Origin of the sequence: [Pantoea] beijingensis (assembly GCF_022647505.1) — a bacterium.
GTDB lineage: Bacteria > Pseudomonadota > Gammaproteobacteria > Enterobacterales > Enterobacteriaceae > Erwinia > Erwinia beijingensis.
Genome location: NZ_CP071409.1, coordinates 3,308,064 through 3,328,778, shown reverse-complemented (window position 1 = coordinate 3,328,778; position 20,715 = coordinate 3,308,064). Strand labels below are relative to the sequence as shown.

18 protein-coding genes are annotated in these 20,715 nt (G+C 52.6%); 9 read left to right on the top strand and 9 right to left on the bottom strand.

The genetic code is table 11. From position 1 onward, the window contains the following. The first annotated feature begins 96 nt into the window (after positions 1 to 96). The 6 genes from J1C60_RS15035 to deoD all read left to right on the top strand — a co-directional run bounded on the left by J1C60_RS15035 (position 97) and on the right by deoD (position 6,604). On the top strand, positions 97 to 1,140 hold the full coding sequence (locus J1C60_RS15035) for a patatin-like phospholipase family protein (protein ID WP_128178990.1): 1,044 nt from the start codon (positions 97 to 99) through the stop codon (positions 1,138 to 1,140). Further along, a complete protein-coding gene (locus J1C60_RS15030) occupies positions 1,137 to 1,907 on the top strand; it encodes a TatD family hydrolase (RefSeq protein ID WP_128178989.1) in 771 nt (256 codons plus the stop codon). The genes J1C60_RS15035 and J1C60_RS15030 overlap by 4 nt, the downstream gene beginning before the upstream one ends. A 393-nt stretch (positions 1,908 to 2,300) precedes the next feature. Continuing rightward, positions 2,301 to 3,080: a deoxyribose-phosphate aldolase gene (deoC, locus tag J1C60_RS15025; protein WP_128178988.1), complete on the top strand. Its 780-nt coding sequence runs from the start codon at positions 2,301 to 2,303 to the stop codon at positions 3,078 to 3,080. Positions 3,081 to 3,149: 69 nt separating this feature from the next. Next, entirely contained in the window at positions 3,150 to 4,472 is a 1,323-nt protein-coding gene (gene deoA / locus J1C60_RS15020) for a thymidine phosphorylase (protein ID WP_128178987.1), read from the top strand. A gap of 114 nt (positions 4,473 to 4,586) precedes the next feature. Continuing rightward, positions 4,587 to 5,810: a phosphopentomutase gene (deoB, locus tag J1C60_RS15015; RefSeq protein ID WP_128178986.1), complete on the top strand. Its 1,224-nt coding sequence runs from the start codon at positions 4,587 to 4,589 to the stop codon at positions 5,808 to 5,810. A gap of 74 nt (positions 5,811 to 5,884) precedes the next feature. Continuing rightward, entirely contained in the window at positions 5,885 to 6,604 is a 720-nt protein-coding gene (gene deoD, locus J1C60_RS15010; RefSeq protein ID WP_128178985.1) for a purine-nucleoside phosphorylase, read from the top strand. A gap of 582 nt (positions 6,605 to 7,186) precedes the next feature. On the opposite strand, the gene J1C60_RS15005 is transcribed toward deoD, so the two are convergent. Further along, the gene (locus tag J1C60_RS15005; RefSeq protein WP_128178984.1) at positions 7,187 to 7,855 is read right to left on the bottom strand and encodes a YtjB family periplasmic protein; all 669 of its coding nucleotides are present in this window, start codon (positions 7,853 to 7,855) and stop codon (positions 7,187 to 7,189) included. Between the two features lie 131 nt (positions 7,856 to 7,986). On the opposite strand from J1C60_RS15005, the gene serB reads away from it, so the two are divergent. The 3 genes from serB to nadR are packed head-to-tail and all read left to right on the top strand — an operon-like array spanning position 7,987 to position 11,621. Beyond that, positions 7,987 to 8,964 (top strand): phosphoserine phosphatase, encoded by a 978-nt coding sequence (gene serB, locus J1C60_RS15000; RefSeq protein ID WP_128178983.1) that lies wholly within the window; start codon positions 7,987 to 7,989, stop codon positions 8,962 to 8,964. Positions 8,965 to 8,978: 14 nt separating this feature from the next. Next, positions 8,979 to 10,361 carry a DNA repair protein RadA gene (gene radA, locus J1C60_RS14995; RefSeq protein ID WP_128178982.1) on the top strand — a complete coding sequence of 461 codons (1,383 nt, stop codon included), beginning with the start codon at positions 8,979 to 8,981 and terminating at the stop codon, positions 10,359 to 10,361. Between the two features lie 27 nt (positions 10,362 to 10,388). Continuing rightward, complete coding sequence (gene nadR / locus J1C60_RS14990) at positions 10,389 to 11,621, top strand: multifunctional transcriptional regulator/nicotinamide-nucleotide adenylyltransferase/ribosylnicotinamide kinase NadR (RefSeq protein ID WP_128178981.1); 1,233 nt, start codon at positions 10,389 to 10,391, stop codon at positions 11,619 to 11,621. Between the two features lie 191 nt (positions 11,622 to 11,812). Here the strand turns inward: nadR and J1C60_RS14985 are convergent, their stop codons facing one another. The 8 genes from J1C60_RS14985 to urtB form a co-directional block, all read right to left on the bottom strand. Next, the gene (locus J1C60_RS14985; protein WP_128178980.1) at positions 11,813 to 12,814 is read right to left on the bottom strand and encodes a zinc-binding alcohol dehydrogenase family protein; all 1,002 of its coding nucleotides are present in this window, start codon (positions 12,812 to 12,814) and stop codon (positions 11,813 to 11,815) included. A 237-nt stretch (positions 12,815 to 13,051) separates the two neighbouring features. Continuing rightward, complete coding sequence (gene ettA, locus J1C60_RS14980; RefSeq protein WP_128178979.1) at positions 13,052 to 14,719, bottom strand: energy-dependent translational throttle protein EttA; 1,668 nt, start codon at positions 14,717 to 14,719, stop codon at positions 13,052 to 13,054. Positions 14,720 to 14,864: 145 nt separating this feature from the next. Continuing rightward, positions 14,865 to 15,524 carry a class I SAM-dependent methyltransferase gene (locus J1C60_RS14975; protein ID WP_128178978.1) on the bottom strand — a complete coding sequence of 220 codons (660 nt, stop codon included), beginning with the start codon at positions 15,522 to 15,524 and terminating at the stop codon, positions 14,865 to 14,867. Positions 15,525 to 15,571: 47 nt separating this feature from the next. Next, the gene (gene deoR, locus J1C60_RS14970) at positions 15,572 to 16,339 is read right to left on the bottom strand and encodes a DNA-binding transcriptional repressor DeoR (protein WP_128178977.1); all 768 of its coding nucleotides are present in this window, start codon (positions 16,337 to 16,339) and stop codon (positions 15,572 to 15,574) included. 220 nt (positions 16,340 to 16,559) lie between these two features. Then, positions 16,560 to 17,258 carry an urea ABC transporter ATP-binding subunit UrtE gene (urtE, locus tag J1C60_RS14965; protein WP_128178976.1) on the bottom strand — a complete coding sequence of 233 codons (699 nt, stop codon included), beginning with the start codon at positions 17,256 to 17,258 and terminating at the stop codon, positions 16,560 to 16,562. Position 17,259: 1 nt separating this feature from the next. Further along, positions 17,260 to 18,051: an urea ABC transporter ATP-binding protein UrtD gene (gene urtD, locus J1C60_RS14960; RefSeq protein ID WP_128178975.1), complete on the bottom strand. Its 792-nt coding sequence runs from the start codon at positions 18,049 to 18,051 to the stop codon at positions 17,260 to 17,262. Then, positions 18,044 to 19,120: an urea ABC transporter permease subunit UrtC gene (urtC, locus tag J1C60_RS14955; RefSeq protein ID WP_128178974.1), complete on the bottom strand. Its 1,077-nt coding sequence runs from the start codon at positions 19,118 to 19,120 to the stop codon at positions 18,044 to 18,046. Before urtC ends, urtD begins: the two co-directional genes overlap by 8 nt. Beyond that, a complete protein-coding gene (urtB, locus tag J1C60_RS14950) occupies positions 19,120 to 20,688 on the bottom strand; it encodes an urea ABC transporter permease subunit UrtB (protein WP_375139791.1) in 1,569 nt (522 codons plus the stop codon). Before urtB ends, urtC begins: the two co-directional genes overlap by 1 nt. Positions 20,689 to 20,715 lie beyond the last annotated feature (27 nt).

Sequence of the window (20,715 nt, the reverse complement as noted above, 5' to 3'; positions counted from 1 at the left end):
ATTCGTGCGGGCTCTCTTCCCGTAGCCTGATTAAGGCTTACGGAGGAGAGCCCGAGCATGTATCCTCAGAAAATAATCATACTGAGGATCTTGCCGTTGGGCACACGTATTCCTGTCACGTTGGGCAATATTGAGCCTTTAGCGTTAACCCCTTTTAAACCGGGTAAAATTGCATTGGTCTGCGAAGGTGGCGGCCAGCGTGGGATTTTTACCGCAGGGGTGCTGGACGAATTTCAACGTGCCAATTTTAATCCTTTTCAGCTTTTGCTCGGCACTTCTGCCGGGGCGCAAAATCTTTCGGCTTTTATTTGTGGGCAGGCAGGCTATGCGCGACGGGTTATTACTCGCTACACCACCAACAAACTCTTCTTTGATCCCCTGCGTTTTGTTCGTGGAGGTCATTTGATCGATCTCGACTGGTTGGTCGATATCACATCAAAAGAGCTTCCACTGGCGATGACGATGGCAGAAAAACACTTTCTTGCCGGTAAAGAGTTCTATATGTGCGCCTGCCGTAGCGATGATTATTCACCGGGTTATTTCGCTCCCACGGCAGAGAACTGGCTGAATATTATTAAAGCCTCCAGCGCGATCCCCGGTTTTTATCGACCCGGTGTAGAACTTAACGGCATTAGCTATCTTGATGGCGGCATTACAGATGCGATACCGGTACGTGAAGCGGCGCGGCGCGGTGCGGACACTATTGTGGTCATTCGCACAGTGCCTTCACAGATGTATTACACGCCTCAATGGCTGAAACGTATGGAGCGCTGGCTGAGTGACAGTTCACTACAGCCGATGGTTAACGTGCTGCAGTTGCATGAAAAAAGTTACCACCAGATCCAGCAATTTATTGAACAGCCGCCAGGCAAGTTACGTATTCTTGAGATTTTCCCACCGAAGCCGTTGGCCAGCAGCGCCCTTGGTAGTCGCGTGGTTTCACTAAATCATGATTACCATTTGGGACGCCGTTGTGGGCGCTACTTTCTGGCGACGCTCGGTCAATGGCTGGATGATGGTGCGGCGGTCGAGCGCCATCCCGTGATGACGCCCCCCGATAGGGCCGCAAATGACCCCCTTCAGCCGGATGAACCCGTCGCGGGAAATGATGCAGATTATGATACGGATTCTTTGGCATGAATTTTATTGATACGCACTGTCACTTTGATTTTCCCCCTTTTCGGGGGCAAGAATGCGAAAGCCTTCAACAGGCCGCCGACGCTGGCGTGGAGAAAATTATTGTTCCGGCCACGGAAGCTGCGCGTTTCCATACGGTACTGTCGCTGGCGGATAACTATCCACCGCTTTATGCCGCGCTGGGCTTGCATCCGATCATGATTGCTACTCACCAGGAATCCGATCTGGCCACGCTAGAGCAACATCTGAAACAGAGGACGGGAAAGCTGGTCGCAATTGGCGAAATCGGGCTTGATCTTTATATGGAAAACCCGCTTTTCACAAAACAACAGACATTACTGGACGCTCAGTTAATGCTGGCGCGTGATTATCAACTGCCGGTGATCCTTCATTCACGTCGTACCCATGACAAATTAGTGATGCATCTTCGCCGTATCCGCGTGCCACGTGGTGGTGTTGTTCATGGCTTTGCCGGAAGCCTCCAGCAAGCGCAGGCTTTTGTTAAAGCCGGCTATGCAATTGGTGTTGGCGGTACGATTACTTACCCCCGGGCCAGCAAAACACGCGAAACGATTGCGCGTTTACCCCTGGCATCATTGCTGCTGGAAACCGATGCGCCCGATATGCCATTAAACGGATTTCAGGGACAGCCCAATCGTCCTGAACGTGTTAAGCAAATCTGGCAAGCTCTGTGTGAATTACGCCAGGAAGCACCGGAAATCATTGCCGAAGCCTTGCGAAAAAACTCACAAGCAATGTTTGATTTATAACATTTGGAATGTATTTTTCTCCATCAGCCTGCGGAATTCCACGTGTTCCCTTCTGTACTACCCTTTATTGCTGTCATTTTTACTCATAAGTGTTAAAATAATAACATTCAAGGGTTGTGCGAGAAATTGACGTCCGCGCGATAACCTGAAGAGGATATGGCTTATATACGTGACATGTGTCACATATATATTGATATGAAGGTGGCGCTATCTTATTTAAATGTGATTCTAAGCACATTAATAATCGCATGCCGCCTGTTAGAATCTTAACATCAATGCGGGCCTCTGCCGCTTATCGCAGTGAAATGGATTTTAACCCTCTTCATGGAACCAAGACCTCATGGCAAGTATCCGAGTGTCGGGACTTGCTGAATCTGTTTACTGGAGAGCATTATGACTGATGTAACCGCTGCGGCGCTGCGTGCGCTAAAACTGATGGACCTGACCACGCTTAATGATGATGACACTGCGGAGAAAGTGATTGCGCTCTGTCATCAGGCCAAATCGCCCGCCGGGAGTACGGCCGCTATCTGTATTTACCCGCGTTTCATCCCCATTGCTCGTAAGACGTTAGCAGAGCAGGGCACGCCGGACATCCGTATTGCGACAGTGACCAATTTTCCTCACGGCAACGATGATATTGATATTGCCGTGGCCGAAACCCGTGCGGCGATCGCCTATGGCGCGGATGAGGTCGATGTCGTGTTTCCTTACCGCACCCTTATTGCTGGCGATACGCAGACTGGCTTTGTGCTGGTTAAGGCGTGTAAAGCGGCCTGTGCCGAAGCCAATGTCCTGCTAAAAGTGATTATTGAAACTGGCGAGCTGCAAAAGGCTGAGTTGATTCGTCAGGCTTCTGAGATCGCTATTGATGCGGGCGCTGATTTTATCAAAACCTCCACGGGTAAAGTGTCGGTAAACGCTACGCCGGAAGTTGCTGAGATCATGATGCGCGTTATTCGTGACAAGGGCGTGAAGGCCAATGTTGGCTTTAAACCTGCAGGCGGCGTACGCACTGCTGAAGATGCGGCGATCTACCTGAAATTGGCAGACGATATACTTGGTAGCGACTGGGCGGATGCTCGTCATTTTCGCTTTGGCGCATCAAGCCTGCTCGCCAGTCTGCTGAGCGCAGCGGGTTATCATGGTGCGACCAGCGACAGCCAGTACTGATAAGCTGCAACCTGATCGAACTTGCCAGCGATTGCACAGTCGTATTTCCACTGTAAACAGGGGGTTACCTTGTTTTTGCCACAAGAAATTATTCGTAAGAAACGTGATGGTCTGACGCTGAATGAAGATGAAATCCGCTTCTTTATTAATGGCGTACGCGACAATAGTGTTTCAGAAGGCCAAATTGCCGCGTTGGCAATGACCATCTATTTTCACGACATGTCGCTACCAGAACGTGTGGCATTGACCATGGCGATGCGCGATTCAGGTTCAGTGCTGAGCTGGCAAACGCTCAATCTTAACGGGCCCGTTGTTGATAAACATTCCACCGGTGGCGTAGGCGATGTGACATCGTTAATGCTGGGGCCGATGGTAGCGGCCTGCGGCGGTTATGTGCCGATGATTTCGGGCCGTGGCTTGGGGCATACGGGAGGGACCCTCGATAAATTAGAATCCATTCCCGGCTTCGATATTTTTCCCGATAACGATGCGTTCCGTCGTATGATCAAAGAGATCGGTGTCGCCATTATTGGGCAAACGAACTCTCTGGCACCGGCCGATAAGCGTTTTTATGCCACGCGCGATATTACCGCCACCGTTGATTCGATCCCGCTGATTACCGCTTCGATCCTCGCTAAAAAACTGGCTGAAGGGCTGGATGCATTGGTGATGGATGTCAAAGTCGGCTCCGGAGCCTTTATGCCAACCTTTGAACAGTCCGAACTGCTGGCGCAGTCGATTGTGGGAGTAGCAAACGGGGCGGGTTGTAAAACCACGGCATTACTTACGGATATGAACCAGGTGCTGGCTTCCAGCGCTGGCAATGCGCTTGAAGTGCGCGAGGCTGTCCGCTTTCTGACCGGGGAATACCGTAACCCACGCCTGCTGGAGGTCACTTTAGCGCTCTCTGCTGAAATGCTGATTTCAGGTGGCCTGGCGCAAAACGATGTGGAAGCACGTGAAAAGCTACAGGCCGTATTGGATAACGGTAAAGCCGCCGAAATTTTTGGCCGTATGGTTGCGGCGCAGAAAGGGCCCGTTGATTTTATCGAAAAGGTCGACCGCTATCTTCCCGCGCCAATGCTAAGCAAGGCGATATACGCCGATAAGCCGGGTATCGTTAGCGCGATGGATACGCGGGCGTTGGGCATGGCTGTGGTTTCTATGGGCGGTGGACGCCGCCGTGCAATGGATAACATTGATTACAGCGTGGGCCTCAGTGAAGTTGCCCCGCTGGGCGAGTATCTGGATAGCGAACGCCCGCTGGCTGTGATCCATGCGGCCAGTGAGACGGGTTGGCAGGAAGCGGCGAATGCTGTGAAATCGGCGATCACTGTTAGCGACATTGCCGCACAAACAACACCAGTTATCTATCGCAGAATTACCCAATAAGCGTCATACTACTCAGATCGCTATTTTTTACCCGACGTAATTGAAGTTTCAGCCAATGCGTAAGCTTCAGGAACACAGGGAAATCCTAACCGCGTGACTACGCAGGAGAGCAGGATGAAACGTGCATTTATCATGGTGCTCGATTCCTTCGGAATTGGAGCCAGCAAAGACGCCGATAAATTCGGTGATAAAGGGTCGGATACGCTCGGTCATATCGCTGAAGCGTGCTTTAAGGGGGAGGCAGATAAAGGGCGTAAAGGGCCACTGCATTTACCAAATTTGAGCGCGCTTGGACTGGGTAAGGCTGCGGAAGAGTCTACCGGAACATTTCCTCCGGGATTGGATAAAAACGCCGAGATTATTGGTGCCTACGCTTATGCCAGCGAATTGTCATCCGGTAAAGATACGCCGTCAGGACACTGGGAAATTGCCGGGGTGCCGGTGCTGTTCGACTGGGGCTATTTTAGTGACAAAGAGAACAGCTTCCCACAGGAACTGCTCGACAAACTGGTTGAACGCGCTGGCCTGCCGGGTTACCTCGGTAACTGTCACTCATCTGGCACCGTGATTCTGGATGCGCTGGGCGAAGAGCATATGAAAACCGGCAAGCCGATTTTCTATACCTCAGCAGATTCTGTATTCCAGATTGCCTGCCACGAGGAAACCTATGGCCTCGATCGCCTCTATGAGCTGTGTGAAATCGCGCGTGAAGAGCTGACCGAAGGGGGCTACAACATTGGCCGCGTGATCGCTCGCCCATTTGTCGGCGATAAAGCGGGTAGCTTTGAACGTACCGGTAACCGCCATGACCTGGCCGTAGAACCACCTTCACCGACGGTTCTGAAAAAGCTGGTGGACGAGCAGAATGGCGACGTGATTTCCGTTGGGAAAATCGCTGATATCTATGCACAGGTTGGCATCACGAAAAAAGTGAAGGCGACGGGTCTGGACGCACTGTTTGATGCCTCAATTAAAGAGATGGCATCAGCGCCGGATAATTCGATTGTGTTTACTAACTTCGTCGATTTTGACTCCGCATGGGGCCATCGTCGTGATGTGGCGGGCTATGCCGGTGGGCTGGAACTGTTTGACCGTCGCCTGCCTGAACTCATGGCGCAGGTCAAAGAGGGCGATATTCTGATCCTCACCGCAGATCACGGCTGTGATCCAACCTGGCAGGGAACCGACCATACGCGTGAACATATCCCGGTCCTGATCTATGGCCCTGGCGTAAAACCCGGCTCCCTGGGATATCGCGATACATTTGCCGATATCGGCCAAACTGTTGCGAAATATTTTGGCCTTTCCGATATGGATTATGGCAAAAACATGCTGTGATGACAGCGAATGACCACTTTCTTATAGCCGGCGCAGTGCGTCGGCTTTAGCACTTGATGAATAAAGGAAACAAGATGGCAACGCCTCATATTAACGCTGAAATGGGTGATTTCGCTGATGTTGTACTGATGCCGGGCGATCCGCTGCGCGCAAAGCACATTGCGGAAACCTTCCTGGAAGACGCAGTTGAAGTGAATAATGTGCGCGGCATGTTGGGCTATACCGGTACTTATAAGGGCCGTAAGATCTCCGTCATGGGCCACGGTATGGGTATCCCGTCCTGTTCCATCTACGCAAAAGAGCTGATCACTGAGTTTGGCGTGAAAAAAATTATCCGCGTGGGCTCCTGCGGTGCGGTGCGTGAGGATGTGAAGCTGCGTGATGTGGTAATTGGCATGGGTGCCTGCACCGATTCCAAAGTGAATCGCCTGCGTTTTAAAGATAACGATTTTGCGGCGATCGCGGATTTTGAGATGGTGCGTCACGCTGTCGATGCAGCGAAAGCGTTAGGTGTTGACGCTCGAGTGGGCAATATTTTCTCCGCTGACCTTTTCTACACGCCAGACCCGCAGATGTTCGACGTGATGGAGAAGTACGGTATTCTGGGTGTTGAGATGGAAGCCGCGGGGATCTACGGGGTAGCAGCAGAATTTGGTGCTAAAGCGCTGACTATCTGTACCGTTTCTGACCATATCCGTACCCATGAGCAGACGACTGCCGCTGAACGCCAGACAACGTTCAACGATATGATTAAGATTGCACTGGAGTCGGTGTTATTAGGCGATAACGCGTAAATTATCCTTTCGTACCGTTTCAGTCTTAATGTTTCCGGGCGGTTAAGCCGCCCGTTTCTTTTTGTTCCGTCGGATAATCCCTCCTTTTTAGCTATTCAAGAATCTATTCATATGAGCGAGTTGACGCCATTGTTGCTGCAAGGCCCATTGGACGCCTGCCACGCCTGCCACGCCTGCCACGCCTGCCACGCCTGCCACGCCTGAAAGCACAGCTAAATGCCGGTCAGACAATGCTTTCTGCCTGTGCGGCCAGTATGCGGAAATTTGCGCGCGCAACGAAGGCCGCTTTACGGTAAAAGCGAATTTCCACGTTGGCAGATTGATGCTGAAGTGCGTGCTCATAAGGCGGGAAAAATATCTGCTGTCTGGTCACCGGGCCACTGTGTGATGCTGAGTACAGACAGAGGAGGGTAAGCCTATCGGGAGGGCCCGGTTCCTCAATGATATGTGTCTACCGGGTTTCCTCGGGCGGAGATAGAGACGTGAATGCGCGCACCACGTAAGCTGTTCACTGATGGAACGATGAACACGCGCGCTGCACAACTTGTCTGGCTGGCGTCGCTGATTCAGCGGATGGGCTGATTACGATTTGTCGTCCGCAGGCGCGGGGTTATCTGCTGCGATCTCGTCATCCTCTTTAAGCTGTTTGCTGGCGGTAAGCAGAAAAGGGGACTGTTGCCATCGGGTACGACGATTACGTAGCAGCGTTCGCGTCAGGATAATGCCAATGGCCAGCGACAACAGCATCATTAGCCGCAGAATATTGGTAGTATTGTCTACCTGTCGGGCCTCTGTTACCAATACGTGAGTATCCAGGGTGATGCGAACGAATCCCAACGGCCCGTCGATGCTGTCAAGCGATTGCACAATTTGGTGATTGAAATAGCTGCCGGCGCGTTTACCGTCCAGCGCCAGGCGATCGCGCACGCTAATCCCTTCACCGCTGTGCGCCAGTAGCGTACCGTCCTCGTTATACACTGCTGCGTCCAGAATGCGGCTATGATCGGTAAGCTGTTGTAGGATCGTGGTGATTTTTTGGCGGTTATCGTCGCCGTTTTCCATTAGCGGCGTCAGGGAAAAAGCCACCTGGCGGGTTAGCGTTCGTGCCAGTTCATCGACCTGCTCCGATCGTGCTATCTGATGGCCCAGGCTGAACCAGGATGCACCCTGCATCAGGACGACCAGCAGTGTCAGGCAGATCAGCACGATCACCGTACGGTGCAAATGAAACTTTAGTTTGGCTTTGGCCATCTCTAACCTTTGAATTTTGTGAACAGGCCCGCGCCTGTTTTCGACACTTTATGTTGCCAGAAGCGCGCCAGACAGGGTAGCCTCTTGCGTGGTTTTGTCGTGGTTTAAATATCCTTTTATCAGGAGCCGTAATGCCAAATCGTTTGACCTGGTGCGACCTGCCTTCCGATGTCTCTCTCTGGCCGGGTTTACCTCTTTCTCTCAGTGGCGACGAAGTTATGCCGCTGGACTATCGTGCCGGTCGAACCGGCTGGCTGCTCTACGGGCGACAGCTCGATAAAGATCGCCTGACGCACTATCAGCATCAGTTAGGCGCGGCAATGGTCATCGTCAGCGCCTGGTGCGTGGATGACTACCAGGTGATTCGCCTGGCGGGCTCGTTAACCGCACGTGCGACTAAGCTGGCACATGATAATGAGCTGGATGTTGCACCGCTGGGTAAGATACCGCATCTGAAAACACCCGGTTTGCTGGTCATGGACATGGATTCCACCGCTATTCAGATAGAATGTATTGATGAAATCGCCAGGCTGGCAGGGTGCGGCGAGCAGGTTGCCGAAGTGACTGAGCGTGCCATGCGGGGCGAACTGGATTTTGCGGCCAGCCTGCGTCAGCGAGTGGCAACGCTTAAAGGTGCCGATGCCAATATACTCCAGCAGGTGCGCGATGGATTGCCGCTAATGCCGGGCTTAACCACGCTGGTGCAAAAATTGCAGGCGCTGGGCTGGCATGTGGCGATTGCTTCAGGCGGTTTTACCTGGTTTGCTGAGCATCTGCGCGACAAGCTTCATCTTTCGGCAGCCGTGGCGAACGAATTAGCGATCTGTGACGGTAAACTGACGGGAGAAGTCGTAGGGCAGATTGTTGATGCACAGTTCAAAGCGCAGACGCTGCTGGCTCTGGCGAAAAAATATGAAATTGCTGCGGAGCAAACTGTAGCGATTGGCGATGGTGCTAATGATTTGCCGATGATCCACGCTGCGGCGCTGGGTATCGCCTATCACGCCAAGCCTAAAGTCAATGAAAAAACGGAAGTGACCATTCGCCATGCGGATTTGATGGGCGTGTTCTGTATTCTCAGTGGCAGTCTGATTCACGAAGAGCGTTGAACTAAGGATAAAATTTGGCAAAGGCGGTAAAACGCGCGTTTGTGTGTAACGAATGTGGCGCAGATTATCCGCGCTGGCAGGGGCAATGTAGCGCCTGCCACGCCTGGAATACCATTACAGAAGTGCGACTTGCCGCATCACCCGCGGCGGCGCGCAATGAAAGACTTTCGGGCTATGCCGGTAGCGCGGGCACCAGTCGTGTGCAAAAACTCTCTGAGATCAGTCTCGAAGCGCTGCCGCGTTTTTCCACCGGCTTTAAAGAGTTCGATCGGGTATTGGGCGGAGGAGTTGTGCCTGGCAGTGCCATCCTGATTGGCGGCAACCCTGGCGCAGGCAAAAGTACGCTGCTATTGCAAACGCTGTGCAAATTGTCGCAGAGCATGAAAACACTCTATGTCACTGGCGAAGAGTCTTTGCAGCAGGTGGCGATGCGTGCACATCGTTTGGGATTGCCGACGGAAAATCTCAATATGCTGTCAGAAACCAGCATTGAGCAGATCTGCCTGATCGCCGAACAGGAACAGCCCCGGCTGATGGTCATTGATTCTATCCAGGTGATGCATATGGCCGATATCCAGTCATCGCCTGGCAGCGTCGCCCAGGTGCGTGAAACAGCGGCGTATTTGACGCGTTTTGCTAAAACCCGTGATGTAGCGATCGTGATGGTGGGGCACGTCACTAAAGACGGTTCGCTGGCTGGACCAAAAGTTCTGGAGCACTGCATCGACTGTTCAGTGTTACTGGATGGTGATGCTGACTCACGTTATCGTACGCTGCGTAGCCATAAAAATCGCTTTGGCGCGGTTAATGAACTGGGCGTATTTGCCATGACCGAACAAGGTCTGCGTGAAGTCAGCAACCCTTCGGCGATCTTCCTGTCTCGCGGTGATGAAGTGACGTCCGGTAGTTCGGTCATGGTGCTGTGGGAAGGCACGCGCCCGCTGTTGGTCGAGATCCAGGCGCTGGTTGATCATTCCATGATGGGTAACCCGCGCCGCGTCGCCGTAGGCCTGGAGCAAAACCGTCTGGCGATTCTGCTGGCGGTGTTGCACCGACATGGTGGATTACAAATGGCCGATCAGGACGTTTTCGTCAATGTGGTTGGCGGCGTTAAAGTCACGGAAACCAGTGCCGATTTGGCTCTGATGCTCTCTATGGTATCCAGCCTGCGCGATCGTCCGCTGCCGCAGGATTTGGTGGTTTTTGGCGAAGTCGGGCTGGCCGGAGAGATTCGTCCGGTGCCCAGTGGACAAGAGCGTATCTCGGAAGCCGCGAAGCATGGTTTTCGCCGCGCGATTGTTCCTGCAGCAAATGTCCCCAAAAAACCACCGGAAAATATGCAGGTCTTCGGCGTGAAGAAGCTGGCGGATGCCCTGACTATTTTGGATGAGCTATAAAATCGTGTTGTCGCCAGGAGGCAGATCATGTCGACGTTTGATTATTTGAAATCAGCAATTCGGCAGCAGGGATATACCTTACAGCAGGTCGCTGATGCCAGCGGCATGACAAAAGGCTACCTTAGCCAGTTACTGAATGCCAAAATCAAAAGTCCTGGCGCGCAGAAGCTGGAAGCGCTGCATCGTTATTTAGGACTGGAGTTTCCCCGCAGGGAGAAAACCATTGGCGTCGTCTTTGGTAAGTTTTATCCCCTGCACACCGGCCATATTTACCTTATCCAGCGTGCCTGTAGCCAGGTCGATGAGTTGCATATCATCATGGGCTACGATGAGCCTCGTGACCGTATGCTATTTGAAAATAGCGCGATGTCGCAGCAGCCGACGGTGAGCGATCGTTTGCGATGGCTACTGCAAACCTTCAAGTACCAGAAAAATATTCATATTCACTCATTTAATGAAGAAGGCATGGAGCCTTATCCGCACGGCTGGGACGTTTGGAGTGCAGGCATCGGTGATTTTATGGTGAGCCAGGGCATTGTGCCCAATCGCGTTTACACCAGTGAAGAGCAGGATGCACCCCAACATTCCCGTCATCTTGGTATTGAGGCCGTTGTGATCGATCCCAAACGATCTTTTATGAATATCAGTGGGGCGCAAATCCGTCAGGACCCGTTTCGTTATTGGGACTATATTCCTACTGAAGTTAAGCCGTTTTTTGTGCGTACCGTCGCGATACTCGGCGGGGAGTCCAGCGGGAAGTCTACCCTGGTGAATAAGCTGGCAAATATCTTTAATACCACCAGTGCATGGGAGTATGGTCGCGATTATGTTTTCTCCCACCTCGGGGGGGATGAGATGGCATTACAATATTCGGATTACGATAAAATCGCGCTGGGTCAGGCACAATACATTGATTTCGCGGTCAAATATGCGAACAAAGTGGCGTTTATCGATACGGATTTTGTTACCACTCAGGCGTTCTGCAAGAAATACGAGGGGAGAGAGCACCCTTTTGTACAGGCGCTGATTGACGAATACCGTTTCGACCTCGTTATTTTGCTGGAGAATAATACTCCCTGGGTAGCCGACGGTTTACGTAGCCTGGGCAGCGATGTGGATCGGAAAGCATTTCAGAACCTGCTAATGACGATGTTGAAAGAGAATAATATCGACTTTATTCACGTAGAGGAGTCGGATTACGATTCTCGCTTCCTGCGCTGTGTAGAGTTAGTGAAGCATATTATGGGTGATAACGCCTAGGCGGCGATCGTGAGCCCGTTTTGGTACCAGCGAGAAGTCAGCGTGAGTGCTTTTTAGCCCAAAAGCCGTTGGATGATATGGGGTATCCGATTATCTGGACGGATAATCAGGAGCGTGCGATTCCCCACCCACTCCTGACAAGTAAATAATGCGGGCGGAGGTGTTTTCCGCCCGTGGTGGTTAACCTGCGATCAATAAGCAATGACCACTTTGCCGCGCATATGGCCTTCCAGTACTTTTTCATGTGCAGCCGTAAGTGTTTCAACACTCAGTCCCGGCAGCGTTTCATTCAGCGTAGTTTTTATCTTGCCAGCATCAAGCAATGCGGCTACTTCATCCAGAATTTCACCCTGACGTGCGATGTCCGGCGTAGTAAACATGCTACGGGTGTACATGAATTCGAAGTGCAATGCGGCGCTTTTCAGCTTTAAACGATCCATATTCAGCGGATGTTCGTTTTCCACGATGGTACAAATGTGGCCCTGTGGCGCAATCAATTCGCTCATCGCTTCCCAGTGCCCATCAGTATCGTTCAGGCAGAAAATATAGTCGACTTGCCGAATATTGTGCAGCGCGAGTTCCCGCGCCATATCGTTATAGTTGATCGTAAGATCGGCACCCCGTTCCAGGCACCACTGTACGGAGTCCGGCCGAGAAGCCGTGGCGATAACCTTGACGTCGCTGTGCAGTTTGGCAAAAGGAATCGCCAGTGAGCCCACACCGCCCGCACCGCCAACGATTAGCAGCGTTTTATCTGCTCCGGCATCCTGGATATTCAGGCGTTCAAACAAGCCTTCCCACGCTGTCAGGGCAGTCAACGGGATGGCCGCAGCGGCTGACCAGTCGAGGGTTTTCGGTTTATGCCCTGTAATACGCGCATCGATCAGTTGTAGCGTACTATTGCTGCCCGGACGAGTGATATCGCCTGCGTAATAGACCTCGTCACCGGCCTTGAAGCCGCTAACTTTACTGCCGGTTTCCAGCACAATGCCGCTGGCATCCCAGCCAAGGATGCGCGGAAGTTGCAGGCCGCTTTCCTGCGCGCCTTTATGGACTTTGGTATCAACAGGATTTACCGAAGCCGCTTTAACCTGCACCAGCAGATCGTATTCACCGGGCGTGGGTTTTTCCGGTTCAATTTCAATAAATTCAGCGGGTTTCTCGGGATTGATGGCGATCGCGGTATTACGCATTTATCTTCCTCACACGTGTGTATTGGTCAACCTGAATGATTCAGGGGATGCGTTCATTATAGAACCTGCATAGTAGCGTGTTCAGATGGACAATGACTCACAGAGTGTGCGTCTCAGGTGAACAATGATGTAAGCCATCACGGGGGAAGAGGGGGTTTACATGCACCAAAGTGTGCTTGAGGGGTAAAAATGCGGTCTGCCGGGAGGATAAAGCGGCCCTATGGGCCGCCTCAGGTATTACTTACTCATACGTTTGTATTTGATGCGCTTAGGCTCCAGCGCGTCGGCGCCCAATGTGCGTTTCTTATACTCTTCGTATTCGGTAAAGTTGCCTTCGAAGAACTCAATTTTACCTTCATCCTGATAGTCCAGAATGTGGGTTGCGATGCGGTCAAGGAACCAGCGGTCATGCGAAATAACCATTGCGCATCCTGGGAATTCCAGCAAGGCATTTTCCAGCGCGCGCAGGGTTTCAATATCGAGATCGTTAGTCGGTTCATCAAGCAGCAACATGTTGCCGCCGACCTGCAGCAGTTTTGCCAGATGCAGGCGTCCGCGCTCACCACCGGAAAGTTCGCCCACGCGCTTACCCTGATCGACGCCCTTAAAGTTAAAACGTCCAACATAGGCGCGGCTCGGCATTTCGGTGTTGCCAATACGCATGATATCCTGGCCCCCGGACACTTCTTCCCACACGGTTTTGGAATTATCCATGCTGTCGCGGAACTGATCGACGGAAGCCAGCTTTACAGTATCACCCAGTACGATGCTACCGGAATCAGGCTGTTCCTGGCCCGACATCATACGGAACAGTGTGGATTTACCGGCGCCGTTCGGACCAATGATTCCCACAATCGCGCCTTTCGGTACGGAGAAGGAGAGATCGTCGATCAGCAGACGATCGCCATAAGATTTACGCAGATTACTGACCTCAACCACTTTATCGCCCAGGCGAGCACCCGGTGGAATAAACAGTTCGTTGGTTTCGTTGCGTTTCTGATACTCAGTATTGTTAAGCTCTTCAAAGCGGGCCAGACGGGCTTTGCCTTTTGACTGACGGCCTTTGGCACCCTGACGCACCCATTCCAGCTCTTTCTCAATCGATTTACGACGAGCCGCTTCCGAAGAGGCTTCCTGCGCCAGACGCGCATCTTTCTGTTCCAGCCAGGAGGAGTAGTTACCTTCCCATGGAATGCCTTCACCGCGGTCAAGTTCGAGGATCCAACCGGCAACGTTATCAAGGAAGTAACGGTCATGGGTAATCGCCACAACGGTCCCTTCGAAGTCGTGCAGGAAGCGCTCCAGCCACGCCACGGATTCGGCATCCAGGTGGTTAGTTGGCTCGTCGAGCAGCAGCATATCGGGTTTTTCCAGCAGCAGACGGCACAGCGCCACGCGGCGGCGTTCACCACCGGACAGATTGGCAATTTTCGCCTCCCAGTCCGGCAGGCGCAGCGCATCTGCTGCACGCTCAAGCTGGGTATTCAGGTTATGGCCATCGTGAGCCTGAATAATCTCTTCCAGCTTGCCCTGTTCTGCGGCTAGTTTATCGAAATCCGCGCCGTCCTCGGCATAGAGTGCGTATACTTCGTCAAGACGCTTCAGCGCCCCAACGACTTCAGATACCGCTTCCTCAACGGATTCACGTACCGTATGCTCCAGGTTGAGCTGCGGTTCCTGCGGTAAATAACCAATTTTTATCCCGGGCTGCGGGCGAGCTTCGCCTTCGATATCTTTATCGATACCGGCCATAATACGCAGCAGGGTCGATTTACCCGCGCCGTTCAGGCCCAGTACGCCAATTTTGGCTCCGGGGAAAAAACTCAGTGAGATGTTCTTGAGAATATGGCGCTTCGGCGGGACCACCTTGCCGACGCGATGCATGCTATAAACGAATTGAGCCACGTTAAAATGAGCCTCTTATTTACGGGTTTAAGGGTTGGCTTGCAATACCATAAGGCCAATTCTAGCCTGTTCCATCTTATTATCCCAACCCTTACTGAGACGATGTTCCACATTGCCCCTCGTCGGTGCCTGAATATCAGCTTTCTTATTTCTTCTGACGCGCGCAGAACAGGGCGACGGTGCCATGCACGGTGATTTTTACCTGATGAAAATGTTCCGCAAGTACCTGCTTGAGCGTCTGGCTGGAATCCTGCCGGTTACTGAAAATCCCTTTTTTGTTATAGATTGTCATTAGCTTATGCCCAAAACTATTGTGCTCAACGCCTGTGCCGAGGATCGTTGCACCATAAAGAACGCCATCCGATTTCAGCGCTTCAGCGGTATGGCGGATAGCCAGCGATTTCTCCACCATGGAGCCTGACAGACAGTGCAGCAGGTAAAACAGTGAAACAGAGTCGAATTTCTCCCGCAGTTCGGATGGGAAGGGCTGAAAAATATCGTGCCGCACGGATGCGGTAACGCGCTGTCCGCCAATGCGTCTCTGTGCTGCAGCAAGGCTGTCCTGATTCAGATCCAGTAAAGTAATATCCTGCGATCCCTGTGGCGTTTTTGCAGGGTAATAGCCAGTACCAACGCCAATATCAAGATGCTTTGCTCCCATATGCTGTTGAAAATGCGTCAGCAATAACGTTTCGGTTGGGCAGCGCCAGGCATAACGGTTAGAAATGGTCAGCACCCACCAGTCATACAGTTTTAATGAGAATGGCGTATAGGCGTTCGCGCCCGCATTATTTTTGTGGCCCATGAGCAGTGTATTTACCCTGTAGTATTTATATTATTGTGAAAAAACCATCATTTCGAATCGATTATCTCTACGCCCATTTGCTGCAGTTTGAGCGCTAATTCTCCATGAGGCGATGCATCGCTGATCAGATGTTGGAAAAGCGATAGTTCACCGATTCGGGCAGGTAGCACTTTGCCAAACTTGCTGCTGTCCGCCACCAAAATTTTATGCTGGCTACGCTGTAGCGCGTAATGTTTCATCTGTAGCTCATTAACATTAAAGCAGGTAACGCCCTGGTTGCTGTCAATGCCCGCTGCAGAAATAAAGGCGATAGATGGGCAGAGCGTCTCCAGCACATGGTGCTGTCCTAATGGCGTGAAGATCGCGTTATCTGCATGGAATTCACCACCGCTCAGGATTACGTTGCAGGCGTTTTTCTCTTTCAGCGCCAGAAAAGTATTCAACGCGCAGCAAACGGCGGTGAAGGGGAGATCGTCGTCGATAGCATCGATTACGTAGGGTATGGTGGTACCACAGTCGAAAAAGACCGTCGAGTCAGCGTCCACGAGGGAAGCGGCCAGTTTTCCTAACTGCCTTTTTTTACTGACATTATGCGATTGCTGGTCGGAAACGAAGTAGTGCCCCTGGTTATTTTTTGGATCGCTGACAATATAGCCACCAAGCAGCACTACGGCGGAAGGTTGTTCATTAAGGTCGCGGCGAACGGTCATCTCGGATACGCCAAGCAGCTGCGCCGCATCCTTAAGATGGAGTTTATCAATGCGTTTTAACGCCAGTGCCAGTTTATTGACACGCTCCTCGCGCCGGGTTTCCATGATGTGCTTTCCTGAGTGAGTAGGCTGCCGGGCTGGGCAGTACGGGAAAAGTGCGGTATTTCGAATAACGCGCCTGGCCAACGGCGTTGTGGCAAATACCCTCTGGTATAAGAGGGTACGCATTACCCGGCAGGTTAATGGCAATATTACTCGTAATGAGATCGCCTCGCAAACCTCAACGCTGCGGCGGAGAACCTCGCGCAGTGCTGAATACGAGCCGTTAAATTGCCACTAGCCCGCGCACGCCGTCAGCTTCCATGGTATCCCCCCGCCCACGTTGTACGATTTCCCCGCGGGCCATGACCAGATAGCTGTCCGCGAGCTCTGCAGCGAAATCATAAAACTGTTCTACCAGCAGAATCGACATATCACCACGCTGTGCAAGTTGGCGAATGACGGCGCCGATCTCTTTAATCACCGAAGGTTGAATGCCCTCGGTGGGCTCATCCAAAATCAGTAGCTGCGGTTTACAGGCGAGCGCGCGACCAATGGCCAACTGCTGCTGTTGCCCACCGGAAAGATCGCCGCCGCGGCGCTGCTTCATCTCTTTCAGTATCGGGAAAAGCTGATAAATTTCATCAGGGACCTGCCTTGCCTGCGCGCCGGAGAAACGGGCTAATCCCATCAGCAAGTTCTCCTCCACCGTGAGACGAGGAAAAATTTCTCGCCCCTGCGGCACATACGCGATCCCCGCCTGCACGCGCTGGTGTGGTTTACGCTGATTGATGGTATTTTGCTGCCAGCGAATCGTGCCGGATTTCACCGGTAGCAACCCCATCAGGCATTTTAGCAAGGTGGTTTTTCCTACGCCGTTGCGCCCAAGCAGGCAGGTCACTTCACCCATTTGTAGCTCGAAAGAGAGCCCACGCAAAATATGGCTACCGCCATAATATTGATTCAGTTCTGAGACCTGTAACATATTAGCGTCCTAAATAAACATCGATCACGCGATCGTTGGCCTGGACCTCGCGCAGCGATCCTTCTGCCAGCACCTGCCCCTGATGAAGTACGGTAACGCGATCGGCGATGGTTTCCACAAATCCCATATCGTGTTCAACGACCATCAGTGAGTGCTTGCCGGCGAGGCCGCGAAACAGCTCAGCGGTATAGTCTGTTTCGGCATCTGTCATGCCTGCGGCTGGCTCGTCAAGGAGTAACAAATGGGGTTCCTGTACGAGTAGCATACCGATTTCCAGAAACTGTTTCTGGCCATGTGAGAGTAACCCGGCTGGTCGATGACGCTCCTTGCTAAGCCGCAGTAATTTCAGCACCTCATCAATGCGATCCTGCTGTTCACCGTTTAGACGCGCACGCAGGCAGGTCCAGACGGATTTATCGGTTTTCAGGGCAATTTCCAGATTTTCAAAGACCGAAAGTGCTTCAAATACCGTTGGTTTTTGAAATTTTCGACCGATCCCGCTACGAGCGATCTCAACGGATGACAGTGTGGTGAGGTCGGTATTCTGATCGTAAAATACGCTGCCGCTATCCGGACGCGTTTTTCCGGTAATAACATCCATCAGCGTAGTTTTACCCGCACCGTTCGGGCCAATAATACAGCGCAACTCTCCGACGCCGATCTGTAGCGAAAGATTAGTTAACGCGTGAAAACCATCAAAAGAGACGTTGATTTTTTCCAGCTGCAACACTGGATCGGTCTGATGACGATAGCGATCTGACGGATGCGGTTGAGTAAACAGAGGCTCAGTCATGTTTCCTCCGACGAAGCAGGCCAATTACGCCACGCGGCAAAAATAGGGTCACGAGAATAAACATCAACCCAAGGAAAAATAGCCAGTATTCGGGGAATGCCACGGTAAACCAGCTTTTGGCACCGTTGACGATGACCGCGCCCAGCATAGGACCGATAAGCGTACCGCGGCCGCCGAGCGCAACCCAAATTGCGGCTTCAATTGAGTTAGTGGGGGACATTTCACCGGGATTGATGATGCCGACCTGGGGGACGTAGAGTGCGCCGGCTAGCCCACACAATACGGCAGACAGTGTCCAGACAAACAGCTTAAAGCCTTTCGGATCATAACCGCAGAACATCAGCCGGTTTTCAGCATCGCGTACAGCCGTCAGCACCCGGCCAAATTTACTGCGCGCCAGCCACAATCCCAGTGCCAGACTAAAGAGCAGTAGCAACACGGTAGCGATAAAAAGCCCGATCCGCGTGCCGGTCGCCGTCACTGGTAAGCCAAGCAGTGTGGTAAATCCGGTAAAGCCATTGTTACCGCCAAAGCCGGTTTCATTGCGGAAAAACAGCAGCATTCCGGCGTAGGTCAGTGCCTGGGTCATAATAGAAAAATAGACGCCTTTAATTTTGGAACGGAAGGCGAACCAGCCGAAAAGCAGCGCCAGCAGCCCAGGTACCAGCACGATAAGGCACAGAGTCCAGGCAAAGTATTGTGTTCCCGCCCAAAACCACGGCAGTTCGCTCCAGGAGAGAAAAGACATAAAGGCCGGGAGCCCATCACCAGCGGCCTGGCGCATCAGATACATGCCCATGGCATAGCCGCCGAGTGCGAAAAACAGACCGTGTCCCAGTGACAGTAAGCCGGCGTAACCCCAAACCAGATCCAGTGCAACCGCTACGATGGCGTAACAAAGGATTTTGCCTACCAGCGTCAGGGTATAGGTTGAGATCGCCAGCGGATTATTGGCCGGCAGCAGCGCCAAAAAAGGCAACGCGAGCAACATCAGTAGCACCAGCGTCCCAATACTGAACGTCAGGCGTGGCGCTTTTTGCAGCAGAGTGAGCGTCATTGGTTGCGTCATCAGTCAATCACCCGTCCTTTAAAGGCAAACAGCCCCTGTGGCCTTTTTTGAATGAACAGTACGATCAGTACCAGAATCAGGATCTTACCCAGTACGGCGCCGATTTGTGGCTCCAGTATTTTATTGAGGATACCCAGACCAAATGCGGCCACAACGGTGCCAGCCAGTTGACCAACGCCGCCGGTGACGACCACCAGAAAGGAATCGATAATATAGCCCTGGCCCAGCTCTGGTCCCACGTTACCCAATTGGGACAGCGCCACGCCGCCTAAACCTGCGATACCTGAACCCAATCCAAAGGCCAGCATATCCACGCGACCGGTTGGTACGCCGCAGCAGTCGGCCATTGCCCGATTTTGTGTGACTGCCCGCACGTTCATTCCAAGACGCGTTTTATTGAGCAGTAGCCAGGTCAGTGTGAGCACCGCGATGACAAACAAAATCACGGCGATCCGATTCCAGGGCAGGACCAGATTGGGCAGGATCTGCATGCCCCCGGACAGCCACTGCGGGTTAGCAACTTCCAGATTTTGTGCGCCAAACAGCATGCGTACCAGCTGGATCAACATCAAGCTAATGCCCCATGTTGCGAGCAACGTTTCCAGAGGACGACCATAAAGGTGGCGAATGATGGTGCGCTCCAGCACCATACCAATGCTGGCGGTAATGAAAAAAGCGACCGGCAGTGCCAGCAGTGGATACCAGGCCAGCCACTCGGGAGCAACCCGTTGAAACAGGGTTTGCACCATCCAGGTTGCATAGGCACCGAGCATCAGCATTTCGCCGTGTGCCATATTGATAACGCCCAGTAGGCCATAGGTGATTGCCAGGCCCAGCGCAGCCAACAGCAGAATCGAGCCTAATGACAGTCCGGTAAACGCTTGTCCCAGCAGATCGCCCCACATCAGGCGCTGCTGAATATTTTTCAGACTTTTTTCCGCTGCCGCCCGCACGCTGGCATCAGGTTCATTTGCCGCCAGGGTCAGGCGTTGCAGACTTCCCTGTAGCTGTGGATCGCTGGTTTCACCCAATAAGGTAATGGCGTGCAGTCTGACCTCAGGGCGGCTATCGCTCAATTGTAGGTTGGCGAGTGCGATCGTCAGTGCGGCATGTACCGCGCTATCTGACTCAGATGCCAATTGCCGGCTTAATAGCGGTAGCTGCTCGGCAACCGCATCATTTTGTAAGGTGCGTGCTGCGTGCAGTCGAGTTGCCGCATCCACGCTGATAAGCTGTACCGACGCCAGCGCATTGCGAGTCAGTATTCTTAACCGGTTATTGGTAAACAATTTTTTGGTATTTCCGACCGGCTGCGCGTTGCCTTCCAGGGCGGTGAGCCTGTCCCCTGCGAGCCTGAAAGGCTGTTTGTTACTATCAATGACCACCGCCTCATCGTGCAGTGCCTGAAGTAACGGTAAACGTGTCGCGTCGGGTGAACTGGCCCACTGCTGAAGGAGTGTGGCCTGCTGTGTGCGGTTCGCCGCCGCATACTCTACGGCCGGTCCAGCCCGGCTGAACCCCGGCGCTAACAGGCACAGCGACAGTAATAACCCAACTATTTTGCCCATATTCATCGCGATGCCTATGTTGAAAGA